22 protein-coding genes are annotated in these 25024 nt (G+C 70.7%); 8 read left to right on the top strand and 14 right to left on the bottom strand.

Features of this window, described 5'->3' with window-relative positions; translation table 11 throughout:
- Positions 1 to 42 precede the first annotated feature (42 nt).
- Positions 43 to 4893, bottom strand: a complete 4851-nt coding sequence (locus ABCR83_RS26750; RefSeq protein WP_462697761.1) for an ATP-dependent helicase — start codon at positions 4891 to 4893, stop codon at positions 43 to 45.
- A 117-nt stretch (positions 4894 to 5010) separates the two neighbouring features.
- Entirely contained in the window at positions 5011 to 5931 is a 921-nt protein-coding gene (locus ABCR83_RS26745) for a hypothetical protein (RefSeq protein WP_462697760.1), read from the bottom strand.
- A gap of 147 nt (positions 5932 to 6078) precedes the next feature.
- Between ABCR83_RS26745 and ABCR83_RS26740 the strand changes: the two genes are divergently transcribed.
- From ABCR83_RS26740 to recX, 3 genes are all read left to right on the top strand, one after another.
- Entirely contained in the window at positions 6079 to 6273 is a 195-nt protein-coding gene (locus tag ABCR83_RS26740) for a DUF3046 domain-containing protein (protein WP_462697759.1), read from the top strand.
- A gap of 209 nt (positions 6274 to 6482) precedes the next feature.
- The gene (gene recA, locus ABCR83_RS26735) at positions 6483 to 7604 is read left to right on the top strand and encodes a recombinase RecA (RefSeq protein ID WP_462697758.1); all 1122 of its coding nucleotides are present in this window, start codon (positions 6483 to 6485) and stop codon (positions 7602 to 7604) included.
- Between the two features lie 16 nt (positions 7605 to 7620).
- Complete coding sequence (recX, locus tag ABCR83_RS26730; RefSeq protein ID WP_462697757.1) at positions 7621 to 8220, top strand: recombination regulator RecX; 600 nt, start codon at positions 7621 to 7623, stop codon at positions 8218 to 8220.
- Between the two features lie 46 nt (positions 8221 to 8266).
- Here the strand turns inward: recX and ABCR83_RS26725 are convergent, their stop codons facing one another.
- From ABCR83_RS26725 to ABCR83_RS26690, 8 genes are all read right to left on the bottom strand, one after another.
- Positions 8267 to 8680 (bottom strand): rhodanese-like domain-containing protein, encoded by a 414-nt coding sequence (locus ABCR83_RS26725; RefSeq protein WP_462697756.1) that lies wholly within the window; start codon positions 8678 to 8680, stop codon positions 8267 to 8269.
- Positions 8677 to 9234, bottom strand: coding sequence for a cupin domain-containing protein (locus ABCR83_RS26720; protein ID WP_462697755.1), 558 nt, complete (start codon positions 9232 to 9234; stop codon positions 8677 to 8679). Before ABCR83_RS26720 ends, ABCR83_RS26725 begins: the two co-directional genes overlap by 4 nt.
- Before the next feature lie 63 nt (positions 9235 to 9297).
- Entirely contained in the window at positions 9298 to 9384 is an 87-nt protein-coding gene (locus ABCR83_RS26715; RefSeq protein ID WP_462697775.1) for a putative leader peptide, read from the bottom strand.
- 32 nt (positions 9385 to 9416) lie between these two features.
- Entirely contained in the window at positions 9417 to 11174 is a 1758-nt protein-coding gene (locus ABCR83_RS26710; RefSeq protein ID WP_462697754.1) for an FAD-dependent monooxygenase, read from the bottom strand.
- Positions 11175 to 11332: 158 nt separating this feature from the next.
- Positions 11333 to 12247 (bottom strand): amino acid ABC transporter permease, encoded by a 915-nt coding sequence (locus tag ABCR83_RS26705; protein ID WP_462697753.1) that lies wholly within the window; start codon positions 12245 to 12247, stop codon positions 11333 to 11335.
- A 73-nt stretch (positions 12248 to 12320) separates the two neighbouring features.
- Positions 12321 to 12971 (bottom strand): amino acid ABC transporter permease, encoded by a 651-nt coding sequence (locus tag ABCR83_RS26700; protein ID WP_462697752.1) that lies wholly within the window; start codon positions 12969 to 12971, stop codon positions 12321 to 12323.
- Between the two features lie 100 nt (positions 12972 to 13071).
- Positions 13072 to 13995 carry a glutamate ABC transporter substrate-binding protein gene (locus ABCR83_RS26695; RefSeq protein WP_462697751.1) on the bottom strand — a complete coding sequence of 308 codons (924 nt, stop codon included), beginning with the start codon at positions 13993 to 13995 and terminating at the stop codon, positions 13072 to 13074.
- A gap of 87 nt (positions 13996 to 14082) precedes the next feature.
- Positions 14083 to 14859, bottom strand: a complete 777-nt coding sequence (locus tag ABCR83_RS26690; RefSeq protein ID WP_462697750.1) for an amino acid ABC transporter ATP-binding protein — start codon at positions 14857 to 14859, stop codon at positions 14083 to 14085.
- 255 nt (positions 14860 to 15114) lie between these two features.
- On the opposite strand from ABCR83_RS26690, the gene ABCR83_RS26685 reads away from it, so the two are divergent.
- Complete coding sequence (locus ABCR83_RS26685) at positions 15115 to 15819, top strand: response regulator transcription factor (protein ID WP_462697749.1); 705 nt, start codon at positions 15115 to 15117, stop codon at positions 15817 to 15819.
- Between the two features lie 15 nt (positions 15820 to 15834).
- The gene (locus ABCR83_RS26680; protein ID WP_462697748.1) at positions 15835 to 17232 is read left to right on the top strand and encodes a sensor histidine kinase; all 1398 of its coding nucleotides are present in this window, start codon (positions 15835 to 15837) and stop codon (positions 17230 to 17232) included.
- Here ABCR83_RS26680 and ABCR83_RS26675 read toward each other — a convergent pair.
- Positions 17222 to 18220 (bottom strand): TAXI family TRAP transporter solute-binding subunit, encoded by a 999-nt coding sequence (locus ABCR83_RS26675; protein ID WP_462697747.1) that lies wholly within the window; start codon positions 18218 to 18220, stop codon positions 17222 to 17224. The genes ABCR83_RS26680 and ABCR83_RS26675 overlap by 11 nt on opposite strands.
- A gap of 46 nt (positions 18221 to 18266) precedes the next feature.
- On the opposite strand from ABCR83_RS26675, the gene ABCR83_RS26670 reads away from it, so the two are divergent.
- Positions 18267 to 18941: a pyridoxamine 5'-phosphate oxidase family protein gene (locus ABCR83_RS26670; protein ID WP_462697746.1), complete on the top strand. Its 675-nt coding sequence runs from the start codon at positions 18267 to 18269 to the stop codon at positions 18939 to 18941.
- A complete protein-coding gene (locus ABCR83_RS26665; RefSeq protein ID WP_462697745.1) occupies positions 18938 to 19372 on the top strand; it encodes a hypothetical protein in 435 nt (144 codons plus the stop codon). The genes ABCR83_RS26670 and ABCR83_RS26665 overlap by 4 nt, the downstream gene beginning before the upstream one ends.
- A gap of 44 nt (positions 19373 to 19416) precedes the next feature.
- Here the strand turns inward: ABCR83_RS26665 and ABCR83_RS26660 are convergent, their stop codons facing one another.
- Complete coding sequence (locus tag ABCR83_RS26660) at positions 19417 to 20472, bottom strand: methyltransferase (protein WP_462697744.1); 1056 nt, start codon at positions 20470 to 20472, stop codon at positions 19417 to 19419.
- A gap of 289 nt (positions 20473 to 20761) precedes the next feature.
- On the opposite strand from ABCR83_RS26660, the gene ABCR83_RS26655 reads away from it, so the two are divergent.
- Entirely contained in the window at positions 20762 to 23155 is a 2394-nt protein-coding gene (locus ABCR83_RS26655; protein ID WP_462697743.1) for an AAA family ATPase, read from the top strand.
- 29 nt (positions 23156 to 23184) lie between these two features.
- On the opposite strand, the gene ABCR83_RS26650 is transcribed toward ABCR83_RS26655, so the two are convergent.
- Together ABCR83_RS26650 and ABCR83_RS26645 are read right to left on the bottom strand one after the other, a co-directional pair.
- Positions 23185 to 23775 (bottom strand): alpha/beta fold hydrolase, encoded by a 591-nt coding sequence (locus ABCR83_RS26650; protein WP_462697742.1) that lies wholly within the window; start codon positions 23773 to 23775, stop codon positions 23185 to 23187.
- On the bottom strand, positions 23772 to 24827 hold the full coding sequence (locus ABCR83_RS26645) for an SAM-dependent methyltransferase (RefSeq protein WP_462697741.1): 1056 nt from the start codon (positions 24825 to 24827) through the stop codon (positions 23772 to 23774). The genes ABCR83_RS26650 and ABCR83_RS26645 overlap by 4 nt, the downstream gene beginning before the upstream one ends.
- Positions 24828 to 25024 lie beyond the last annotated feature (197 nt).

Raw genomic sequence — 25024 nt, 5'->3', positions numbered from 1 at the left:
TTGGCGTTCACCCGGCCGGCCCAGGGGCTGGATCGCACTGGCTCAGGGCGCACGCAGGCGCAGTCCGCGCGGGGTGGCATGGAAACCCACGGATTCCAGGAGCGCGCCCAAGGGGTCGGTGAGTGCCGGGGAACCGTTGACGCGCTCGACGGTGACGGTGCCCAGCGCGCCCGCCCGGGCCTCCTCGGCCAGGGCCGCCGCCGCTTCCTGCAGCCGGGGACCGGGGCCGGCGGATTCTTCGCCGCCATCCGGCTGCGGCCAGGCCAGCAGGGTCTTGCCGCCGCGCTCCAGATAGAGGGCGAGCGCGCCGTCCACGAGGACCACCAGGGAGCCGGCCTTGCGCCCGGGCTTGTGGGAGGCGTCGCCGGGCGGATCGGGCCAGGGGAGGGCTGCGCCATAGGCGTTGGCCGGATCCGCGGCGGCGAGGACGACCGTGCGCTGCCGGGGCGGCTGCGCGGCCGCCGGGTCGCCGGTGCGCTCGGCGGGCCCGGTGTCGCCTGCCCGCTCCCGCGCCATGCTGATGGCGCGCAGCCGGTCGATCGCGCCCTCCATGGCGAACTGGGCGGCGCCCAGGCCCTCGACCACATAGCCACGGCGGGCCTGGCCGCTGTCCTCGAAGGCCGAGAGCACCCGGTAGGCCGCCGAGAAGCCGCCCTCCACCCCCTCCGCGGCGACTGCGCCCCTGGTCACCACGCCGTGCCGGTCGAGGAGCGTACGGGCCAGGGCATGGGCTCGGTGCGTGGGATCGGGGGCCCGGTCGGGCAGCAGGGACCAGCGGCCCGCGACCGTCGGCGGCCCGCCACGGCCGGCGGTGGGGCGGGCTGCCAGGGCCGTACGGCCGGTGAAGGCGCCATAGCGGCCGCGGGGGACCGCGCGCCTGGCGCGGTGTGCGGTGGACCCCGCGGTGCGGCCGGAGCCGAGGAGTGAACGCAGCGGTGCGAGCGTGTCGTTGGTGAGCCTGCCGGACCAGGCGAGCTCCCAGATCGCATCGGCGAGCCGGGCGTCCGCACCGGCGGAGCCGTCGAGATCCGGGAGCGCGGCCCGGACCCGCTCGGCGATCTGACGGAAGAACAGGCCGTAGCCACCGGAGAGCGCGTCCAGCACGGCGTGCTGCAGGGGGGTGAGCTCCAGCGGGTGCGGGGCCGGGAGCAGCAGCGGGGCCATCTCGGCGGGCAGCAGCATGAGCCGGCCGTCCTTGCCGGGCAGGGCTCCGGCGCCGGCCCACAACACCTCGCCGGCGGCGGTGAGTTCATCGAGCATCGCCGGGGAGAAGTCGCTCACCCGGGCCGGGAGGACGAGCTTCTCCAGGGCGGAGGCGGGGACGGGCACACCCTGCAACTGCTCGATGGCGCGCAGCAGTCCGTCGACACCGCGCAGCCGGTGGCCGCCGAGGTGCTGCCACTGGGGGAGGAAGGCGGCGAGCGCCGTGGGCGGTACGGGCTCCAGCTCCTGTCGCAGTGCGGCGAGGGAGCGGCGGCGCAGCCTGCGCAGCACGGCGGTCTCGCACCACTCCTGGCTCGGGCCGGTGAAGGCGGCAGGGTGAAGTGCTTCGTCCGAAGGGTGGTGGGCGCCGGGTGGGCGGAATTCGCCAGGGGTGATGCGGCCGTCCGCCGCGAGACGGTGCAGGGCCCCGTCGGTCACCGCCGGGCCCAGTCCGAAGCGGGCGGCGGCCTGCGCCGAGGTGAAGGGGCCATGGGTGCGGGCGTAGCGGGCGAGGAGGTCTCCGAGGGGGTCCTTGACGGGCTCGGTGAAGGCTTCGGGTACGCCGGTGGGCAGGGCCGTGCCCAGTGCGTCGCGCAGGCGCCCGGCGTCCTCGACGGCGGCCCAGTGCTCCTGGCCGGCGATCCGGACCCGGATCGCCCGGCGGGCGTCGGCCAGCTCCTGGGCCCACTCCGGCTCGGCGCCGCGCTCGGTCAGCTCGGAGCCGGTGAGGGGGCCCAGAAGCCGCAGCAGGTCGGCGACGCCCTCGGCGTCCTTGACCCGGCGGTCCTCGGTCAGCCACTGCAGCTCGCGCTCCAGCTCGGTCAGCACCTCCGCGTCGAGCAGTTCGCGCAACTCGGCCTGGCCCAGCAGCTCGGCCAGCAGCCTGGAGTCGAGGGAGAGGGCCGCCGCCCGGCGCTCCGCCAGCGGGGAGTCGCCCTCGTAGAGGAACTGGGCGACATAGCCGAAGAGCAGAGAGCGGGCGAAGGGCGACGGCTCGGGGGTGGTCACCTCGACGAGCCGGACGCGGCGCGCCTCGATGTCGCCCATCAGTTCGGTCAACCCGGGGACGTCGAAGACATCCTGGAGGCATTCGCGGACGGCTTCGAGGACGATGGGGAACGATCCGAACTCGCCCGCCACCTGGAGCAGTTGGGCGGCGCGCTGGCGTTGCTGCCACAGCGGGGTGCGCTTGCCGGGGCTGCGGCGCGGCAGGAGCAGGGCTCGGGCGGCGCATTCGCGGAAGCGGGAGGCGAACAGGGCCGAGCCGCCGACCTGGTCGGTGACGATCCGGCCGATCTCCTCCTGGCCGAAGACGACATCGGCGGCTGCGACGGGGGGCTGCCCGGTGTCGAACGCCGTGCCCTGACCGGCCGGATCGGTGCCGGGCGGCTCCGGATCCAGGCTCAGGAGGTCGGTGTCGGGCAGGCGCAGCACGATGCCGTCGTCGGCGTGCATCACCTGGGTGTCCACGCCGAACCGCTCGGTGAGGCGGGCGCCGAGGGCCAGCGCCCAGGGTGCGTGCACCTGGGCGCCGAAGGGGGAGTGGAGGACGATCCGCCAGTCGCCGAGCTCGTCGCGGAACCGCTCGACGACGATGGTCCGGTCGTCGGGCACATGGCCGCAGGCGCGGCGTTGTTCGTCGAGGTAGGAGAGGACGTTGTCGGCGGCCCGGGAGTCGAGGCCGGCGGCGGTGAGCCGCTCGCGCGCCGCCTCTGGCGGCCGGCCGCCGAGTTCGCGCAGGAATGCGCCCTGGGCGCGGCCGAGTTCGAGCGGGCGGCCGAGCTGGTCGCCCTTCCAGAACGGCAGCCGGCCCGGGGTGCCGGGTGCGGGGGTGACCAGGACGCGGTCGCGGGTGATGTCCTCGATCCGCCAGGAGGTGGTGCCGAGGGTGAACACATCACCGACGCGCGACTCGTAGACCATCTCCTCGTCGAGCTCGCCGACCCGCCGCCCGCCACCACCCCGAGTGGAGGCGCTTTGCGCTGCTGTGTCCGATGGGCCGCCGCCCTTCTTGGGCTCGGCGCCCGCCAGGAAGACCCCGAAGAGGCCGCGGTCCGGGATGGTGCCGCCGGAGGTGACGGCGAGCCGTTGGGCCCCCGGGCGCCCGGTGACCGTACCGGCCACGCGGTCCCAGACGAGGCGGGGGCGCAACTCGGCGAAGGCGTCGGAGGGATAGCGCCCGGCGAGCATGTCGAGCACCCCGGTGAAGGCGGACTCGGGCAGGGCGGCGAAGGGAGCCGCACGGCGCACCAGGGCCAGCAGTTCCTCGACGGGCCAGGGGTCCATGGCGGTCATGGCGACGATCTGCTGGGCGAGCACGTCCAGCGGATTGGCGGGCACCCGCAGGGACTCGATGGCCCCCTGGCGCATCCGCTCCGTCACCACCGCCGCCTGCACCAGGTCGCCGCGGTACTTGGGGAAGACCACGCCGGTGGAGACGGCGCCGACCTGGTGCCCGGCGCGGCCGACGCGCTGCAGCCCGGAGGCGACCGACGGTGGTGACTCGACCTGGACGACGAGGTCGACCGCGCCCATGTCGATGCCCAGCTCCAGGCTGGAGGTGGCCACCACGGCCGGCAGCCGGCCTGCCTTGAGGTCCTCCTCGACCAGCGCCCGCTGCTCCTTGGAGACCGAGCCGTGGTGGGCGCGGGCGAGGACCGGCGGCGCTCCCTTGGCGGCGCCGGACTCGGCCATCAGCTCGGCGGGGGAGTGGTGTTCGGGCAGGGGTTCCCCGGTGGCCCGCTCGTGTGCGATCTCGTTGAGCCGGTTGCACAGCCGCTCGGCGAGGCGCCTGGAGTTGGCGAAGACGATGGTGGAGCGGTGGGCCTGGACGAGATCGGCGATGTGCTCCTCGACATGGGGCCAGATCGAGGGCCGCTCCCGGTCGTCGCCCTCCCGCACGGGGGAGCTGCCCAGCTCCCCGAGATCCTCGACCGGCACGACCACCGACAGGTCGAACTCCTTGCCCGAGGGCGGCTGGACGATCTCCACCCTGCGCAGCGGCGAGAGATAGCGGGCGACCTCGTCGACCGGGCGCACCGTGGCGGACAGGCCGATGCGCCGGGCGGGGCGGGCGAGGAGGGTGTCGAGGCGCTCCAGGGACAGTGCGAGGTGTGCGCCCCGCTTGGTCCCGGCGACGGCGTGCACCTCGTCGAGGATGACGGTCTCCACTCCGATGAGCGCCTCCCGCGCGGCGGAGGTGAGCATCAGGAACAGGGACTCGGGGGTGGTGATCAGGATGTCCGGCGGCCGGGTGACGAGCGCGCGTCGCTCGCCGGCCGGGGTGTCCCCGGACCGGATGCCCACGCGGATCTCCGGCTCCGGCAGCCCCATCCGCACCGACTCCTGGCGGATGCCGGTGAGCGGGCTGCGGAGATTGCGCTCGACATCGACCGCGAGGGCCTTGAGCGGTGACACATACAGCACCCGGCAGCGCCGGCGGCGCTCGGCGGGCGGTGGGATGCTCGCCAGCCGGTCCAGCGCGGCGAGGAAGGCGGCGAGTGTCTTGCCGGAGCCCGTCGGTGCGACGACCAGCACATCGGAGCCCTCGCCGATGGCCCGCCAGGCCCCCGCCTGGGCGGCCGTGGGCGCGGTGAAGGCCCCCGTGAACCAGGAGCGGGTCGCGGGAGAGAACGCGGCCAGAGCCGAAGACCCCTCTCCCGCCGTGGTCGCCACCGAGTCGTCCGTCATGTCCCCCATCGTGCACCGCACCACTGACAATGCCCCGTCCCGGCAGGTCAGAGGCGGTTTCGGCCGGGGAAGCCCGTCGGCCGGAGCGGCTCGTCCAGGTGTTGGCCCGTCCAGATGTCAGACGGGGCGTCCATGGGCGCGCAGGGTCAGGAGCGCGTCGATGGTGGCCATCGGCCGGTGCTCCAGGGCGGTCCCCGGCGCCCATGCCCGTCCGCGCAGCGGCCAGCCGCCGTCCTCCTGCTGGGCGGCGGCGAGGAAGTCCAGCGACCGCTCGAGCTCCGTGTCGGTGAACCAGGCGCGCGCCAGTGAGCCGGGGGTGCGTGCGAAGTCGTGCGGGAAGTGGTGCTCACCGGGTGCGTATCCGTCCGGCACCGGGTGGTCCGCCATGCGCTCCGGGTCCAGCACGGCCAGCCGCTGCTCCCGTACCGCGCGGCCGAGCCGGTCGGCGGCCGCCTCCGCCCGGGTGCGGTCCGGGGCGCCGTCGAGGAACGCGACGGCGGCCTCGACCTCGTGCGGGTGGGTCCGCGCACCCAGGCCGAGGGCGTCGATCGCCGCCCAGCAGAAGTCGGTGGCGCGGAACAGCCAGGCGTGCCACACGGCGTTGCGGTGCAGCAGGCCCACCACGGGACCGGTGCTGAGCAGATCGCTCGGCGGGTCGTCCAGTACCGGGAGCCAGGGGGCGGCCGGGCAGCCGCGCAGCGAGGGGTGGAGTGCGGGCAGGGCGCCGTCGGGGGTGGAGACCGCGGTGAGGTAGCGGCAGACCCGCTCCGCACGGCGGTCGCCGCAGCGGCCGATCTCGTCCAGCACGCGCAACGCGTGTGCGGTGTGCAGGGGTTGGCTCACCGGGCCGCGGAGGTCGGGCTCCAGGGCGTGTCCATATCCTCCGTCGTCGCCCCGGTAGGCGGTCAGGGCCGCCTCCACGGCATCGGGGCTGCCGCCCAGGAAGTGGTAGGCGAATCTGCGTTGTTCGAGGACGCGGGCGGTGAGCCAGACGAAATGTTCGGCACGGACTACGGCGGATGCTCCGGATGGGGCCATGCACAAGACCGTAGGGCCGAATACGGCATCGGTCATCGGCTCATGCCCGGCTGCACCCGCAGGGGCGGGGGGCCGGGCGTACCGGGTTGACGTCCTCGGGCGGCAGCGGCGTCCGGGCCCCGGCGGAGGAAGCCGTACGCTGCGGGTATGAGGTTGACGGTCTTCTGGGAGCGCATGGCCGACCACTTCGGTCCGGTGTATGCCGACTCCTTCGCGCGCGATCATGTGATGTCCGAGCTCGGCGGCAGGACGGTGCACCAGGCGCTGGACGCGGGCTGGAACGCCAAGGACGTGTGGCGCGGGGTGTGCCGGGCGATGGAGGTTCCCGAGAGCAGGCGCTGACGCGGGTACGGTGCCGCCCGGCGGTACCGGCGCGGTCCGCTTGACATGAAAATCGAACATCCATTCTGATGGGTGTTCCGCCCCGGCCGGATGACGAACTCTCCGGACGAGATATCCACAGGTCAGGGCGGCGTCCGGGCCCGTTGTCAGTGGCAGGCGTTAGCGTCATGGACGTGAAGCGATCGACTCAAGCAAACCGGGTGGAACCCATGGCAGGCACGGACCGCGAGAAGGCGCTGGACGCCGCGCTCGCACAGATTGAACGGCAATTCGGCAAGGGCGCCGTGATGCGCCTGGGCGAGCGGCCCAATGAGCCCATCGAGGTCATTCCCACCGGGTCGACCGCGCTCGATGTCGCGCTCGGCGTCGGCGGGTTGCCGCGCGGCCGCGTGGTCGAGGTGTACGGGCCGGAGTCCTCCGGCAAGACGACCCTGACCCTGCATGCGGTGGCCAACGCGCAGCGCGCGGGCGGCACGGTGGCCTTCGTCGACGCCGAGCACGCGCTCGACCCCGAGTACGCCAAGAAGCTGGGCGTCGACGTCGACAACCTGATCCTGTCCCAGCCGGACAACGGTGAGCAGGCCCTGGAGATCGTTGACATGCTCGTCCGCTCCGGCGCCCTCGACCTGATCGTCATCGACTCGGTGGCGGCCCTGGTGCCGCGCGCGGAGATCGAGGGCGAGATGGGCGACTCGCACGTGGGCCTCCAGGCCCGGCTGATGAGCCAGGCGCTCCGGAAGATCACCAGTGCGCTGAACCAGTCCAAGACCACCGCGATCTTCATCAACCAGCTCCGCGAGAAGATCGGCGTGATGTTCGGCTCCCCGGAGACCACCACCGGTGGCCGGGCGCTCAAGTTCTACGCCTCGGTGCGCATCGACATCCGCCGGATCGAGACGCTGAAGGACGGCACGGAGGCGGTCGGCAACCGCACCCGCTGCAAGGTCGTCAAGAACAAGGTCGCGCCGCCCTTCAAGCAGGCCGAGTTCGACATCCTCTACGGCCAGGGCATCAGCCGCGAGGGCGGTTTGATCGACATGGGTGTGGAGCACGGCTTCGTCCGCAAGGCGGGCGCCTGGTACACCTACGAGGGCGATCAGCTGGGCCAGGGCAAGGAGAACGCCCGCAACTTCCTCAAGGACAACCCCGACCTCGCCAATGAGATCGAGAAGAGGATCAAGGAGAAGCTGGGCGTGGGCGTGAAGCCCGAGGCCCCGGGCGATGAGCCGGGCGCGGACGCGGCGGGCGCGGCCGTCGGCGAGCCGGCCAAGGTGCCCGCCCCGGCGGCCAAGCCCACGGGGAAGGCCGCCAAGGCGACGGCCAAGAGCTAGTGCCGCGGCCGATCCCATGACACGGCGAAGCGACTGGCCGGGGCCGTATGCCGGCGACCGTACGGGCGGTGGTGCCGCGTTCCCGTCGAGGGCCGGGGAAGTGGTGCCACCGTCGCCGGAGGAGCAGGCGCGGGCGATCTGTCTGCGCCTGCTCACCGGGTCACCGCGCACCCGTGGACAGCTCGCCCGGGCGCTGGCCAAGCGGGGGATTCCCGATGAGGTGGCGGAGGAGGTGCTGTCCCGGTTCGAGGAGGTGGGGCTGGTCGACGACGCGGCATTCGCCGGCGCATGGGTGGAGTCCCGGCACCACGGCCGTGGGCTGGCCCGCCGGGCGCTGGCGCGCGAACTGCGCACCAAGGGGGTGGGCTCGGCGGTGATCGACGAGGCGCTGGGGCAACTCGATGCCGAGCAGGAGGAGTGCACGGCACGGGAGTTGGCCGAGCGCAAGCTGCGCGGCACTCGGGGGCTGGAGCGGGAGAAGCGGGTGCGCAGGCTGGTCGGCATGCTGGCGCGCAAGGGTTATGACGAGGGGCTCGCCCTGCGGGTGGTGCGGGATGCTCTCGCGGCAGAGGGAGACGACCCCGAGCTGCTGGACGGATACCTTCCGGAGGGGTGAGCGGTGTTCCGCCGATGTCGGTTTCGTCCGGTGCCGGATTCCCCGGCTACCGCTGGGGGTGCTCCCGGGACGGACCGGATCGCCCATCCCTCTCCACCGGCAGTCCCGCCGCCCGCCAGGCCTGGAAGCCGCCCGCCAGATCCGTGGCCCGGTACAGGCCCAACCGCCGCAAGGACACGGCCGCCAGCGATGACGCATAGCCCTCGTCGCAGATCACCACCACCCGCAGATCATGTCCGGTCGCCTCCGCCGCGCGGTGGGCGCAGGCCGGATCCAGCCGCCACTCCAGCTCATTGCGCTCCACCACAAGCGCCCCCGGGATCGTTCCGTCGCGCTCGCGCAGCGCCGCATAGCGGATGTCCACCAACAGCCCGCCCCCGGCCTGGACTTCCGCCGCCCGGGCCGGGCCCAGGCGGTCGAGCTCCGCGCGGGCGGCGGCCAGCAGTTCCTCGACCCTCATGCCCACTCCTGCGGCCACTCCACCTGCTCCAGCCGCAGCACCTGCCCAACCCGGCTGTACCTGCGCATCATCGGCAGCGGCGGATGGTAGGCGTGCACGGACACCGCATGCCGTGACGACGCGTTGCACACCTGATGCACATGGTGCGGGCCGAATGCCCGCCCCTCCCCATGGGCAAGCCGCCGCTCGCGGTCGACACCATCCGCCAGCTCCAGCACCTTCCAGCCCTCGGTGGGCAGTTGGGCCGCCAGCGACTGCTCGATCAGCGCACCCGCCGCCGTCGCGAAGGCCCCGTTGGAGCCACCGTGATCGTGCCAGCCGGTACCCGAACCGGGCGGCCAGCCGATGAGCCAGGCCTCGCTGCCGCCCGGCCCCTCCAGCCGGATCCAGGTCCGGCCCTCGGGATCCAGCGGCAGAGCGGAAACCAGCGCCTCATCGGTGGCGGTGGCGCGTACAAAGCGCAGCAGATCGGCCGCGGAGGGCGCGCCCGACGGTGCGCCCGGGGCCTCGGGTGCGGCAGTGTGTACAGGAGCAGTGTGTACAGGAAGAGACAAGGGAACCGTCCTGGGAGATCGCGAGAGAGCACACGGCACCCGGCCGCGCGGCGAGAAAGCGGATCAACAGGACGGACGACAGACGCAGCCCGCGTAGCGGAGGAGGTCCACATGGACCCTCCGCCAGAAGCGCGCGCCGCTCGTTGTCACGCATCGGAGTCAATCACGACGGTACGAACCGGTCAACGCTTGGCCGTAGCCTCACTGGGCTCGCCGTCGAGCTCCGGGAGTTCCCGGTCACGGCCGGTGGCCCGGTCCGCCCGCCCCGGCTCCGCCGGACCGCCCCGCGCCGCATCCGCGCACGCGGACAGCTCCGCGGCCCGTACCCCGGCGAGCGCGGCCACCAGATGGCCGTCCGGCCGCACCACCAGCACCGTGTGCGCCGGGGCCCCTGGATAGCCCTCGGCGACCAGCAGCTCCGCCCGCATCGGCAGCGCGCCGACGGCGGCCGCCAGCCGGGGCATCAGCCCCGCGCCCAGCCAGTGCCGCCGGTCCCACACGCCCGTGCCCGGGGCGACCAGCACCACCAGCAGATCCCCGTTCAGCCGGTCGCGCAGCCCCACCGCCGACCCGTCCGGCGCGGTCACCGGCACATCCGTCACCGGTGCGCCGACACCGGTCTCCACCGGGACGGCATTGGCGGGCGGGGCCGCCGGAGCCAGGGCCGTGCGGGCATGGACCGGTGGCGCGCCCAACCCACCGCGCCCCAGCTGGCCTTCGGTGAGCAGCGCGTCATGCCCGCGTACGGCGCCCGGTACCATCGCGCGCCGTACGGTGCGCCAGCCGCCCTCGCCGCGCACCGCGGGCAGCGCCCGGTCGGCGGCCCGCAGCCGCGCCCCGACCGCCGCGCGCCGCTCGGCCTGGTAGCTGTCGAGCAGCGCTTCCGAGGCACCGTGATGCCAGGCCAACGCCAGCTTCCAGGCGAGGTTTTCGGCGTCCCGCAGTCCCTCCTCGACCCCTTGGACACCGAGCGCGCCCAGCAGATGCGCGGCATCCCCGGCGAGGAAGGCCCGCCCGCTGCGCCAGCGGCGCGCGAGCCGATGGTGCACGGTGTGCACACCCGTGTCCAGGAGGTCGTACGACGGAATGCCATCGCACCACATGGCCAGCGAGTCATGGACGAGGGTGAGCAGGGCGTCGGGAGTGACCAGTTCGCCATCCGGTGGCAGCAGCCAGTCGAGGCGCCACACCTCGTCCGGCAGCGGACGGGCCGTCACCTCTCCGCCGCGCACCGGAGACCGGTGCAGCACGGCCTCGCCGGGCCACGGCAGTTGGGCGCGCAGCGCGGCGACCGCATACCGCTCCACGGCTGTGCGCCCCGGGAAGCGGGCGCCCAGCAGCTTGCGCACCACGGATCGCGCGCCGTCACACCCGACCAGATAACTGGCCCGCCAGGACGGGCCGTTGTCGCCCCGGGTGCGCACGGTGAGCCCGTCGGCGTCCTGCTTGAGAACGGTCACCCGGCTGTCCGGAACGATCCGCACGCCCTCCTGGGCGGCGAGCGCGGCGCGCAGCTCCCGGGTCAGGACGTACTGCGGCAGGTGCAGCGGAGATGGTTCCCCGGCGCTCTCCCCGACGGAGAGGTCCACCGAGGGGTCCACCGAGGAGTCCACCGGGAGGTCTTCGGCTCCGTCCGGTGCCCGGGGGTCGTCCCCATCCGGTTCGGGGGGAGCGTCGAACGCCACCCGGGCCACCACCGAGCGGCGGCGCAGGGTGCGCCAGCCCGTCCAGCGGGCGCCGCCCGTGGTGGCGCACCCGAGCCGTTCCAGCATCCGGGCGGTGTCCGGCCGCAGCACGGCCGTGCGGGCCAGGCGCCGGTCGCCGTCCGTGCCGTCGGCCGGTGCCTCGTCCAGGACGACGACGGGTACCTGGCGGTGGGCCAGGGCCAGGGCCAGCGTGAGGCCGACCGGGCCGGCCCCGACGACGATCACCGGGTCCACGGTGCACCGGAGGGGAGAAGACGGAGGAGCGCGATCACAGAACGTATGCAACCCACTGCCGCTGCATGCGTCAAGTGATCAGTGCCGGCCGGGCGGTGCGCCGGTGGTGTGCGCCCCGTCGCCCGGGACCGGACGACGGGGCGTCAGCTGCCGCGGCCTCAGTCGGCCTTGGGGGAATCCGCGCCGGAGGCGCCCGGTCCGGCCTCATGAGCGCTGTGTCCGGGATCGGCCATGACGGCCGCGCCCGCGGCGACCAGTGCGGGCGGGGCACCCTTGCGCGAGCGCTGAGTGCGCCGTTCGACCCAGGTGGCCACGGAGGACAGCGCCAGGCACAGCAGGACATAGATCGAGCCGAAGACGATCACCATCGGGATGAAGGCATAGACGCCGTTCACCTGCACCGTGCCGAACCTCTTGCCGACGAACAGCAGCTCCTCGAAGAGGATGATGGAACCCAGCGAGGTGTCCTTGAGGGTCACCACCAGCTGGCTGATGATCGAGGGCAGCATCGAGCGGACGGCCTGCGGGACGAGGATGCCGGTCATCACCTGGGTCTTGCGCAGCCCGATGGCATACGCGGCCTCGCTCTGTCCCTTGGGCACCGCATTGATGCCGGAGCGGAAGATCTCCGCCTGGACCGAGCCGTTGTACAGCATCAGCCCGATGACCACCGCCCACATGGGAGTGGTGGTGAAGAACGCCGCGGCCAGCAGGAACATCATGATGAGCAGCGGCATGGCGCGGAAGAACTCCACCACCACCGTGGCCGCCCAGCGGACCGGACGGTGATCGGAGAGCCGGGCGACCGCCAGGAGCACACCGAACGCGAGCGAGAGCACCGCCGCCAGGGCGAACGCCTTGAGCGTCGTCCCCAGGGCATCCACGATCTGCTGTTGGGTGCTGGAGTATTCGTAGGCCTCCCACAGCCCGGACTGGAACTGCCCGGTGTCGTCGAGCCGGTGGACCACAAAGGCGATCAGGCCGAGGATCGCGAGGATGGACACCACGCCGTAGATCCGGTTGCGCATCCGTGCCTTGGGGCCGGGTACGTCATAGAGAACGCTTGCACTCATGCTTGTCCCTCGCTTCGCTCGGGCCCGCGCGAGCGCGGCACGCGCCTTTCGATGATGTGCTCACTGCGTTTGCTCATCGGGCCACCGCCAACCGGTTCTCCAGCAGCCGGAACAGGCCGCCGATCGCGAAAGTGATGATGAGATAGCAGATCGCGATCCAGAGGAAGATCACGTAGATGTTGTAGCCCGCATCGGCGTTGAGGGTCTTCTGCACGGAGCCGAGCTCGGAGACATTGAAGCCGGAGGCGATCGCGGTGTTCTTGGCGAGGGCGATCATCAGGCTGCCGATGGGCGGGATCGCGGTGCGGATGGCCTGCGGCAGCACTATCTGGCCCAGGGTCTGGGGGAAGGTCATCCCGATGGAACGGGCCGCCTCCGCCTGGCCCACCGGCACGGTGTTGATGCCGGACCGGACGGCCTCGCAGATGAACGCCGAGGTGTAGCACCCCAGGGCCAGCACGGCGAGCCAGAAGTCGTCCCAGCCCGTGAGCCCGAGCTGGGGCAGCCCCAGGGTGACGGCCAGGAAGAGCAGCACCAGCGGGGTGTTGCGCAGCAGCGTCACCCACGCGGTGCCGAATACGCGCAGCGCGGGCACCGGAGAGACCCGGAACCCCGCGATCAGGGTGCCCAGGACCAGGGCGAGCAGCGCGCTGAACGCCGTCAGCTCGACGGTGTTGATAAAGCCTTCGCGGAAGTCCGCGAAGTTGTCCGACAGAACGTTCACATCACTTCTCCGGGATCACATGGCGGGCTTCCGCGGCCGGCACACCCGGACTCCTGGGGCCGCTTCATCGCGGGCGGCCGGAGTCCGGGCGCGGGACCCGTCAGTAACGGTCGATGGCGGGCGGGTTCTGGGCGGGGGAGCCCGACAGGCCCAGGGTCGCGTCGAACGCCTTCTTCCAGTCGCCGTTCTTCTCATGGGCCTCGAGGGCCTTGTTGACCGCCTCGCGCAGTGCCTTGTCGTTCTTGTTCAGACCGATGCCGTACGGCTCCTTGGAGAACGGCTTGTTGATGACCTTCAACTTGCCCTTGTTCTGGGCGGCATAGCCCATGAGGATCGCGTCATCCGTGGTGACCGCGTCCACCGAGCCGTTGAGCAGCTGCTGGACGCACATCTGATAGGTCGACAGTCCCTTGACCTCGGAGGCGCCGTACTTGGATTCCTTGATCCGCTTGAGCGGGGTGGAGCCGGTCGCCGAGCAGACCTTCTTGCCCTTGACGTCTTCCGGGCCGTTGATGCTGGTGTTGTCCTTCTTGACCAGCAGGTCCTGGCCCGCGACGTAGTACGGGCCGCCGAAGGCGATCTGCTTCTTGCGCTCGTCGTTGATGGTGTAGGTGCCGACGTACAGATCGACGCCGCCGTTGGCGATCTGGGTCTCGCGGGCCTCGGACTGCACGGTCTTGAACGTGATGTGGTCCTCGTCGAAGCCGAGATCGGCCGCGATCATGCGGGCGATCTCCACGTCGAAGCCGGAGCGCTTCTTGGTGGTGGGGTCCTCGTTGCCCAGGTAGGGCTGGTCGGCCTTGGTGCCGATGGTGATGGTCTTGCCCTTGATCCGCTGGAAGACGGGCGAATCCTTGATGTCGGCCGAGGTGTTCACCGTGTACTTGGGCGGCGGCGGTGCCGACTTGCCGTCGCTTGCCTTGTCCTTGTTGTCGTCCGGGCTGCCCGACTTGCCACAGGCGGTCGCGGACGCGGTCAGCGCCAGTACCACGGTGGCCACCGCGGCGGTCTTGCGGAGCTTCATGGTGAACATCCTTTATGTCTGCCTGCGTTGCAAGGCGGTGAGTGCGGCGAGCGGTGGGGGAGGGTCGGGTGCCGGGGCCCGTGGGGTTCAGTGGTGCAGGATCTTCGACAGGAAGTCCTTCGCCCGGTCGCTGCGCGGGTTGCTGAAGAACTGGTCCGGCCGCGCCTCCTCGATGATCCGGCCGTCCGCCATGAAGACCACACGGTTGGCGGCGGAGCGGGCGAAGCCCATCTCGTGGGTGACCACGATCATCGTCATGCCGTCCCGGGCGAGTTGCTGCATGACCTCCAGCACCTCGTTGATCATCTCCGGGTCCAGGGCCGAGGTCGGCTCGTCGAAGAGCATCACCTTGGGGTCCATCGCCAGCGCGCGGGCGATCGCCACCCGCTGCTGCTGGCCGCCGGACAACTGCGCCGGGTACTTGTCCGCCTGGGCGCCCACGCCCACCCGGTCGAGCAGTGAACGGGCCGTCGTCTCGGCGGACTTGCGGTCCTTCTTGCGCACCTTCACCTGGCCAAGCGTCACATTCTCCAGGACGGTCTTGTGCGCAAAGAGGTTGAAGGACTGGAACACCATGCCCACGTCCGCGCGCAGCCGCGCCAGTTCCCTGCCCTCCTGGGGCAGCGGCCTGCCGTCGATGCTGATGGAGCCGGAGTCCGTCGTCTCCAGCCGGTTGATCGTCCGGCACAGCGTCGACTTCCCGGACCCCGAGGGCCCGATGACGACCACGACCTCGCCGCGCGCGATGGTCAGATCGATGTCCTGCAGGACATGCAGTGCGCCGAAGTGCTTGTTGACCTTGTCCAGGACGACCAGGGCGTCCGGGGCGGGGGCCGCTTCCTTGGTCACCGGTGCTTCGCTCATCGGCGTTCCTCGCTCCGTCCTCCAGTGGAATGAGAGGGACCCTAATGAGCCGCGCCAACCAGCGTCATTACATCTGAGCTGAAATTGAGCATAACGATCCGGCCGCAAACGGACACTCTATGTGAAGGGGGCGCGAGGGGTGCGCAGGGGGTACCGGCTGAGTAACAGAAGCCCCCGGCAGCCGGAATCCCCTTGACGCACCGGGCATCCATCGGCGTGGATGCGGTGTTGGAGCACAGCCGTGCGGAGGGGCCGATGAGACTGCTGCTGGTGGAGGACGACGATCACGTCGCAGCGGCGCTGTCGGCTGTGCTCGCCCGGCACGGCTTCACCGTCACCCACGCCCGTAGCGGCGAGGAGGCGCTGCAGGCGCTGCTGCCGGACGACGGCGCGCCGTTCGGCGTCGTCCTTCTCGACCTCGGCCTGCCCGATCAGGACGGATTCGAGGTCTGCGGCAAGATCCGCAAGCGCACCGGCACCCCCGTCATCATGGTGACCGCCCGTGCCGACACCCGCTCGAAGATCCACGGCCTGAACCTCGGCGCCGACGACTATGTGGTGAAGCCCTATGACACGGGCGAGTTGCTCGCCCGCATCCATGCCGTCGCCCGGCGCACCCCGCCCGCTGCCGGCGGGCGGGGTGCGCCGGGCGAGGTCTCCCGGGCGGCCCTGCGGCTGGGCCCGCTGACCATCGAACTCCCCAACCGCCGGGTCTCCGTGGACGGCTGCACCGTTCCGCTCACCCGCAAGGAGTTCGACCTGCTGGCACTGCTCGCCCAGCGGCCCGGGGTGGTCTTCCGCCGCGAACAGATCATCAGCGAGGTCTGGCGCACCAGTTGGGAAGGGACCGGACGGACCCTGGAGGTGCACATCGCCTCGCTGCGCTCCAAGCTGCGGATGCCCGCGCTGATCGAGACGGTGCGCGGTGTCGGCTACAAAATCGTCGTCCCCGCGGGATAGAGGTTCTGCCCGGCCGTGCGCACCCGACTCCTGCCGCTGCTCATCGTGCTCCTGGCCGGTGTGCTGCTCGCGCTCGGCTTCCCGTTGGGCGCGGGCATGGCCGCCGTACAGCAGCAGCGGGTGGTCGTCGACCGGATCGACGACACCGCCCGCTTCGCCTCACTCGCCCAGTACGTCGCCACCGGGTCGCCGGGCCCGGCCGCCGAGACGGACGAACGGTTCCTCACCCTTCGGGACGAACTCGACCGATACCAGAGCCTGTACGGCATACGGGCCGGGGTCTTCCTCCGCGATGGCAAGGCCATGGCAGCGGCTCCCGCCGGCTGGGGAGTGGCGTTCCGCGCCGAGGCGTTCCAGGAGGCCCTGGCCGGCCGCCGCAGCCATGATCCCGGGCAGGTCTGGCCATGGCAGCGCGACCGGCTCACCGTCGCCTCGCCCGTCATCCGGGACGGCGATGTGATCGCGGTCGTCGTCACCGACTCTCCCACCGGCGGTCTGCGCTCGCGGATCCTGCACCAGTGGCTGCTGCTCGTGGCCGGCGAGATGGCGGCGATGCTGCTGGCCGTCGCGGCGGCCTTCCGGCTCACCGGCTGGGTGCTGCGGCCGGTACGGATCCTCGACGCGGCCACCCACTCCATGGCGACCGGCCGGATGAACTCCCGGGTCGGAGCGGACAGCGGACCGCCGGAACTCCGGCGCCTGGCCCGGTCGTTCAATGAGATGGCCGACAACGTCGAGGACGTTCTGGAACAGCAGCGCGCCTTCGTCGCCGACGCCTCGCACCAATTGCGCAACCCGCTCGCCGCTCTGCTGCTCCGGATCGATCTCCTGGCCCTGGACCTCCCCGAGGGGCACGCGGAGGTCGCCTCGGTGCGGGCCGAGGGCAAGAGGCTGGCCCAGGTCCTGGACGACCTCCTGGACCTGGCGCTGGCCGAGCATGCCGCCACCGACCTGCGGCTGACCGACATCGCCGAGATCGTTACGGACCGGGTGGGCGCCTGGTCCCCGGTCGCCGATCGGGAGCGGGTCACCCTCGGCTATGCCGGCCCCTCGGCCGCGACGGGGTGGGCCGACCCGGTCGCGCTCTCCAGCGCGCTGGACGCGGTCGTGGACAACGCCCTCAAGTTCACGCCGGCGGGTGCGAGGGTGAACGTCACCGTCACGGTCGGCGGCGACAGCGTCGTCGTCACGGTCGCCGACGGCGGGCCCGGCCTCACCGAGGACGAACTCACCCGTATCGGCGACCGCTTCTGGCGCAGCGGCCGGCACCAGAACGTCACCGGCTCCGGGCTGGGCCTGTCCATCTCCCGCGCCCTGCTCGCGGCGGGAGGTGCGACGCTTTCCTTCGGGTCGAATGAGCCGCAGGGTCTGCGGGTGACCATCGGGGTGCCGCGTGAACTGCCTATGGCTTGACCGACACATAGTAGCGCCGTGCTCCCGCATGCAGTGGCAGCGGATCGGTGAAGACCGCCGTGCGAAGGTCCACCAGCTGTGCGGCATGCACCTCGGCACCGATCCGGTCCCGGCTGTCGATCACCGACCGGGTCACGCTCTCGGTGAGTTCGGGATCCGTGTCGTCCATGGTGACCAGCAGGTTGGCGACCGCGATCGTCTTCACGCTCTCCACGGCGGGCAGATCCGGATAGGCGTCCTGCGGCATGACGGCCGCCCGGTAGAAGCGCGCCTCACGGCCCAGCTCGTGCAAGGGGCCGATCAGGTCGCCGAGTTGGACGAGCCGGATCGGCATCCGGCGGCCGAGGAGCTGAATGGCGTTGGTGGGCAGCCCGCCGGACCAGAAGAAGGCGTCGATCTCGCCCTTCTGCAACAGCCCCGGCATGGTGTCGATGCCCATTTGTACGGGCTTGATGTCCTTCTCGAAGTCCAGTCCCGCGGCCTTCAACAGCCGCTTGGTGATGGGCTGTACCCCCGACCCCTGGGCACCCACACCCACCCGCAGCCCCTTGAGGTCGCGCACCGACCGTATCCGCGCGTCCTCGGGCACCACCAGCTGTATGTAGTCGTCGTACAGCCGTGCGCAGGCGCGCAGCCGCTGTCCGCCCGGCTGCCCCTGATTGCGGTAGTCGGCCACCGCATCGGCGGTGGCCAGGGTGAAGTCCGCGGCACCGGAGGTGAGTTGGCGCAGGTTGTCGAGAGAGCCCCGGCTGGGCCTGAGCCGTACGTCCAGGGCCGGCAGATCCTGTGCGAGGTCCTCCTTCAGGAGGTCGCCGTACCTCGCGTACACCCCCGTCTGCACACCGGTGGCGATCGAGATACGCCCGCTCGGCGCCGGCCCCTCGGGCTGCATGGTCAGGAACCACATCAGCAGGGTGAGCACCACGGCTGCCGCCGCACCCGCTTGTACGGCGCGGCGCCTGCCGATCTGCGGGAGCCGGGGAGCCATGGGCGGATCCTGCCAGCCAGGTCACCCGGGGGCTAGGGGGTGTCCGATGGTCGGCACGGGCCCTGATCCGGTGCGGGGGCACCGCGCACCGGCTTCCTCCGCATCGCCCACCACGCACACCGGAACACCTCAACTGCGCTTGGCTGAAAGAAAGCTGACCGAATCCTCCCCGGCGGCAGGCGAATGGAACATACTGACCAGCCGGGAACCGGAGGAAGGAGAGTGCATGATTGACGACCTGCCCGAGCAGGTGCGACAGGTATTCGAAAGGGGGTTGACCTGTGAGGTGACCACCGTGGCGAAAAGCGGTCCGGTCACCTTTCCCCTCATGGCCTTGTGGAAGCCGGGCCGTGGGGAGTTCGACCTGGTAACGGGCATCGGCCTGCCCAGGAAGCTGTACAACATCCAGCGCGACGACCGGGTTTCATTGCTCTTTTCCGAATTCGCCGGCAGCGGGCTGCACTCACCGCCCGCCGTGCTGGTACAGGGCCGGGGACGGGTGCCGGACGAGGTGCTCGGGGTGGCCGGACTTGAAGACTTCTGGGAGGAGTTCTTCCGGCGCAAGCCCAACGCCATCGACGCCCTCGCGCTGAATCCGGCCGCCCAGCAGGCAGTTCCGCCCGGATTCCTCTGGCGCGTTCGCATCACCGTCACCCCGGAACGGGTCTGGGTCTACCACCGGGACCCGAGCGGTGAACAGACCCTGGAGCGTGTGGCATGAACCTGTGGGATGAGATCGACCAGAGCCTGCACCTGTTCGCCCGTACCGTCCTGACCTTCACCGACATCGACGGTTATCCGTTCAGCGTGCGCACCTATGCGCGGCAGGATCGCCGGGAGAACGTCTTCCGCATCACCATGCCGGAAGGTGTGCCGGCGGCCTCGGGGCCGGCGTGGCTGCTCTGGCACACACACGATGACAACCTCGACGTCCAGCACACGCTCGCCGTGCGCGGTGAACTGGTGGACGAGGACGGCTGCTGGTTGGTGCGTCCTGAACGGGTCATGTCGCAGAAGCACGGGCCGGAGGACGCCGACCGGGCGAGCGACCGCTATCTCCGTGACCGGGGGCTGGCGGTGCCGGACGACTTCCCGTGGGCGGATCTCGAGCCCCTGGCGCGCCAGGTCAAGCAGCGGCTGGGCAGGGACTGACGGGTTTCCCGAGGCCGCCGGCCCCCCGCCCTACCGGGTCCGGACTAGCCCCGTGATCTGCCGTGGTACGCCTGGACACAGGCGATTCCGCTGGGCAGCCGCCGCACGGTGACCTCGTCGAACCCGACGGACCCGAGGAGCGCGGTGAACTCGGACGCGCTGCGCTCCCGGCCGCCGTCACCGCCGAACAACGACAGCATGTAGAGGTCGAGCAGACCCGCATACCGGTAGCCCGGGTCCGTGCCGCCTTGTTCGGCGGTGACGAGGTCGATGATGAGCAGGGTCGCGTGCTCCGGCATGGTGTCGGCGCAGACGCGGAGCAGCCGCGCCGCATCCCGGTCGTTCCAGTCGTGCAATATATGGGACAGGAGATAGGCATCTCCGCCGCCGGGCACATTCCGGAAGAAGTCGCCGGACTCCGTCGTGCAGCGGTGGGTCAGCTGCTGCTCCGCAATGAATTTTCTGGCCAGTTCGGCAGTGCCGGGGAGTTCGAAGAGAACCCCATGGGCATGGGGATTCCGATGGAGTACATGGGAGAGCAGAGTGCCCTCACCGCCACCGATGTCCACGATGTTCCGGTATTCGGAGAAATCCACCTGCGAGGAAATCTCGCCCATCTCCAGTGCGAGTCCCTCGGCTTGCGAGGCGCTGAATGTCTCGCGAACCCCTGAATTACTTTCCAGATAGGTGAAGAAATCCATGCCGAAGATGTCGTCGAAGACCGGCTTACCGGTCCGGACGGTCTGTTCGAGACCGGCCCAGGCCGCGCCGACAACACCGGAGAGCAACTGGGCCGAGGGGTGTGCCGAGGCGGGTGCGTCACGGCACAGGGTGCGTCCGAGAGGGGTCAGTCCGTACGCATCCCCGGGCATCTCCCGGAGCACGTCGTGCATCGCCAGTCCGCGCAGCAGCCTGCGCAGCGACGGAAGGTCGGTGCCGGTCTCGGCGGCGAGCTCCGCAGTGGGCCGCGGACCATTCGCGAGGAGATCCGGGATGCCGAGCCCGGCCACCAGGCAAAGGGCCCTGGACGCGAGTTGACCGAAGAGCATCCGCCGCATTCTGCTTGCATTCTCCAGCTGTTCCTCACTTGCTTCGGCCACGCGGACCCCCTGGCTGGTGAAGATGAATCGACAGGATTCTCCGGTCGGGAGGAGTGTAACGTCCGGCGTCTGTCCGCCGGAGACTTCCGACCCATCTCCGAAAGAATTCCGACAGAATTCCGACTGAGCTGCCAAGTATCCCGTTTCGGGACGCCCGGGGCGTCTCGCTATGCTGCGCGCACTGAACCCAGCCTGGGAGGCCCATATGGTGAACGGCGGTTTTGCAACCGATATTTCTGAATGGATCGGGGTTGTCGGAGCGCGGACGCATAATCTCCGCGATATCAGTGTGCGCATCCCCCGCGGCAGGATTGTGGCCTGCACCGGAGTGAGCGGCAGCGGCAAGACCTCGCTGGTGATGGACACCGTCCACGCGGAGGCGCAGTTGCGCTACCTGGAGGGCTTGTCGCCCTTCGTCCGGCAGTACGTCACGCCGAGGGACCGGCCGCGGGTGGACAGGATCACGGGGCTGACCGCGACGCTCGCGGTCGACCAGCGCAAGTTGAACCGGAACGTAAGGTCCACATTGGCGACGTTGACGGGGATCGACGCCTATCTGGGTCTCGTCTACTCGAGGCTGCCCCGGTTCGCGCCCGGGTGGCAGGAGGCCGGCGAAATGTTCTCCGGGGCCACCTTCGACCGGTACAGCCCGGAAGGGGGCTGCCCGGCTTGTCATGGTTCCGGTGGAACTCTGCACGCGGACCCTGATCTCATCGTGCCCGCACCCGAACTGCCCCTGATGTCAGGGGCCTCGCCCTGGTTCGCGAAGCTGATTTCGCCGGAGCAGGCCGCTGTTCCCGCGCTGGCGGACCACTACGGCGTCGACCTCGACGTGCCATGGCGGGAGCTGCCCGAGAGGTTCCGTACCGCGTTGTTGCACGGTACGGGCGACGAGCCGATCCAGGTGAGCATCAGGATCCCCAACAAGAACTCCGATGCGGAGTGGACCTACAACAACAACGGGCCTTTGCGGGGCGCCTTGGCCGAGGTCGAGCGGCTGTTCGCGGCCGCGGCGACGGACAGCGCCAAGCATCGCTATGTGAAGTTCATGCGGCATGTGCCGTGTCCGGAGTGTGGCGGCAGCGGATACGGTCCGGCCGCGCGCCACGTCCGACTGGGTGGGCTGACCTTTCTGGACGTGGTCGGCCTTCCGGTCGGGCAGCTCTCGGCCTGGGTGGGCCGGCTGGCGGACGAACTGTCCGAGCAGCAGCGGCAGGTCGCGGACACCTTGCTGCCGGACATCTCCGCCCGGCTGGACCTGCTGGGACTGCTGGGGCTGGCGCACGTCCAGCTCAGCCGGCCCGCACCGTCGTTGTCCGGGGGTGAACTCCAACGGGCCCGGCTCGCGGCACAGTTGAGCACCGCGCTGACCGGTATCATCTTCGTCCTCGACGAACCCAGTTCCGGACTCCACCCGGCCGACAAGGAATCGCTGTTCGGCATTCTGGAGCGCCTGCGCGACAGCGGGAACACGGTCCTGCTGGTGGAACACGACCCGGAGCTCATCGCCTGCTCCGACTGGGTGATCGACATCGGTCCGCACGCCGGGCGGGAGGGCGGCCGGCTGATCGCCTCGGTACCGCCGGCCGAGCTCAGGGACCTGCCGGAGTCCGTCACCGGTGCCTACCTCGATCCCCGGGCGAAGCGGGCGGTCCGGGCCCGGCGGACGACGGACCCGCACACCGGCCGGTGGCTGACCCTCACTGATGTGGCGGTACACAATGTCCAAGTCGACGAGGTGCGGTTCCCGTTGAACCGGCTGTCCTGCATCACCGGCGTCAGCGGCAGCGGCAAGAGCAGCCTGCTCCACGGGGGGCTCGTGAGCGTGGCCCAGGCCTCGGCCGGGGATGGCGGCGGGGCCGTGGGACAGGTCGACGGCCTGGAGTACGTGGACTGGACGGCCGTGGTCGACCAGGACCCCATCGGCCGGACCCCCCGCTCCAATCCGGCCACCTACACCAAGGCGTTCGACCTCATCCGCGCGCTCTTCGCGGACACCGCCGCCGCCCGGGACCGCGGGCTGAAGGGGTCGGCGTTCTCCTTCAACTCGGCGGGCGGCCGGTGCGAGCAGTGCCGTGGATACGGCCGCCGCCTGGTCGAGATGCACTTCCTGCCGGACGTATGGGCGACCTGCGAAGCGTGCGACGGGCGCCGGTTCCTGCCCGGGGTACTGGACGTGACCTACCGGGGGCTGGCCATCGACGAAGTGCTGGCACTCACCGTGGACGACGCCGTGGAGGTCTTCGACCAGCCCCGCACCCTGGTCGAGACCCTGCGGGCGATGCAACGCGTCGGCCTCGGCTATCTGAACCTCGGTCAGAGCGGCACCGAGCTCTCGGGAGGCGAGGCGCAGCGGCTCAAGCTGGCCACCGCGGTCATGCGCGGCACCAGGGGGCGCGGCCGGGGCCTGGTGATCCTGGACGAGCCCGTCACCGGGCTGCACCCTGCGAATGTGCAGCGCATGGTGGACACCTTCGAGCTGCTGCTGGAGCACGGCAACACGGTCGTGGTCGCCGAGCACGACCTCCACTTCGCAGCCTGTGCGGACTGGATCCTGGACATGGGGCCGGGCGCGGGCGCGGACGGCGGCAGGCTGATCAATCAGGGCGACCCATCGGCCGTCGCGCGTGGTGACGGGCCGACCGCCGTCCATCTGCGCCGGCTGCGGCACCTGCTCTCCTGACGAATGGGGGGCGGACCGTCGCCGGCCGGTCATCCATAGGTCAACCGGAGGTATTCGAGCAGTTCGGGGAATTCCGGCTGCTGCAGGAAGTGTCCCGCCCCCCTGATCTCGAAGGTGGTGGCGTCCAGTTGGTCGGCGATCAAGTGGAACTGGCGCTGCGGGATGAAGGGGTCGTCATCGCTGTGGAACACCGCGACCGACTCCTGATTCCGCCGGGCGGCGGCCCAGTCCCATGACGTGTCGAAATAGCCGCTCTCTCGTTCGAGGGCGTCGTCCAGGCCGGTGTACGGACACAGCAGCACCGATCCCCTGATCCGGTGTTGTTCGGCGTAGCGGATGGCCGCCACCGCCCCCGAGGACCAGCCGAGCAACACGTCGTCGGGCCCCGCTTCGAGATGGTCGTGCAGATAGGCCAGCCAGTACTCCTTGCGGGCGGCGATCGAGTCCGGAAACGTTCCGAAGGAGGTGTCGAAGCCGAGGACGCGTAGTTCGTCCCGCAGCCAGCGGGTCCATGCCGTGGCCCAGTGCATGGTCCGGTTGCCATGGATGTAGATGATGCGGGGGGACTTCCCCGAAGGGCCCTGAGCGAGGGGGTGTTCACCCGTACCGTCCGCCTTCATGACACCGGAACCGGGCGAAGGACGAACAGCCACTCCAGTGGATGGCCGAAGGGAACCTCCCGGCTGATCTCGTATCCGGCGTCGAGGAACATCCGGCGCTGATCGTCGTGTGTCCGGAGGTCGATTCCCGTGCAGTCGTGGAAGAGCTGGTAGGCCAGGGTGAACAAGGGCGCGGGCCGCTCCGGGTCCGGCCGTGGCTCACGGAACCCGTCGGCCAGCACGGTGTGGCGGGCCGCCGGGAACGCCGCGCGCAGCGCCTGCAGAAATGCCCGGTTGCCGATCTGCCGTCCGACGAAGTGGTGCAGGATGAAGTACGAGGTCACCAGGTCGGCGTCGGTCACCTGGGGGAAGCTCTCCGGTGTGCCGACCACATCCGCGAGGTCACCCTGGATGATCGTGATGCGGTCGTCCAGCCCCGCGTGCTTGACGTTCTCGCGGGCGAGCTGGCACGCCTCGGTGCTCAGGTCGACGCCGATACCGGTCGTATGGGGCCGCGAGCCGACCAGGTGGATCAGCCGGGCAGCGGCTCCGCAGCCGATATCCGCCACCTTGCGGAAGTCCAGGCCGCCGACGGCCTCGTCGAAGATGGGCTGCTGGAAAGCCCAGTTCTGCGCGCACCCCATCGCGGTCAGATGGCCGTCCTGGAGGATCGACTCGCCGAAGACGTCGTTTCCGGCGGCGATCGAGTCGAGGTGCCGGAAGACCTCGCCGAAGCCTCCCACGGCGGTGGTGAAGTACCCGCGGATGCGATATGCCTCGCGCCCGCGTTCGGTGATGCCGACCAAGTCCGGCTGCCGTTGATGGTCGACGAGGCCGATCCGGTGCGCCGCGCTCAGCAGGGAGCGCAGCACACCCCGGTCCGCTCCCGTGGTCTCGGCGAGTTGTCGCAGGGGCATCGGCCGGTCCTCGGCCTCAAGCGTGTCGAACACGCCGGTCATGGTCAATGCGTACAGCACATGAGTGCCGATGAATCCATTGAGGAGGTCGGCCGCCGGCACGTCCACCGGCAGGCCGACCTGATCGGGATTCGGCGGGATCTGAGGTTCTGCCATCAGTGAGCTCCCATCGGGCGCCGGCCGGGTCGTGCCGGGAAACACGGAATGTGAGGGTCACCGCGCTGTCGGTGCATCACGGAGGGGCGGGGGGGGCGGGGGGGCCCCGGGGGGGCCCCCCCCCCCCCCCCCCGGCGCCGGGGCCCACGTTTGGGGGGTTTGGCCCGGGGGGGCGGGCTGCGGGGCAGGCGGGGCAG

It is taken from the genome of Streptomyces xingningensis (assembly GCF_054957865.1).
This window is presented reverse-complemented; position numbering and strand designations above follow the sequence as displayed.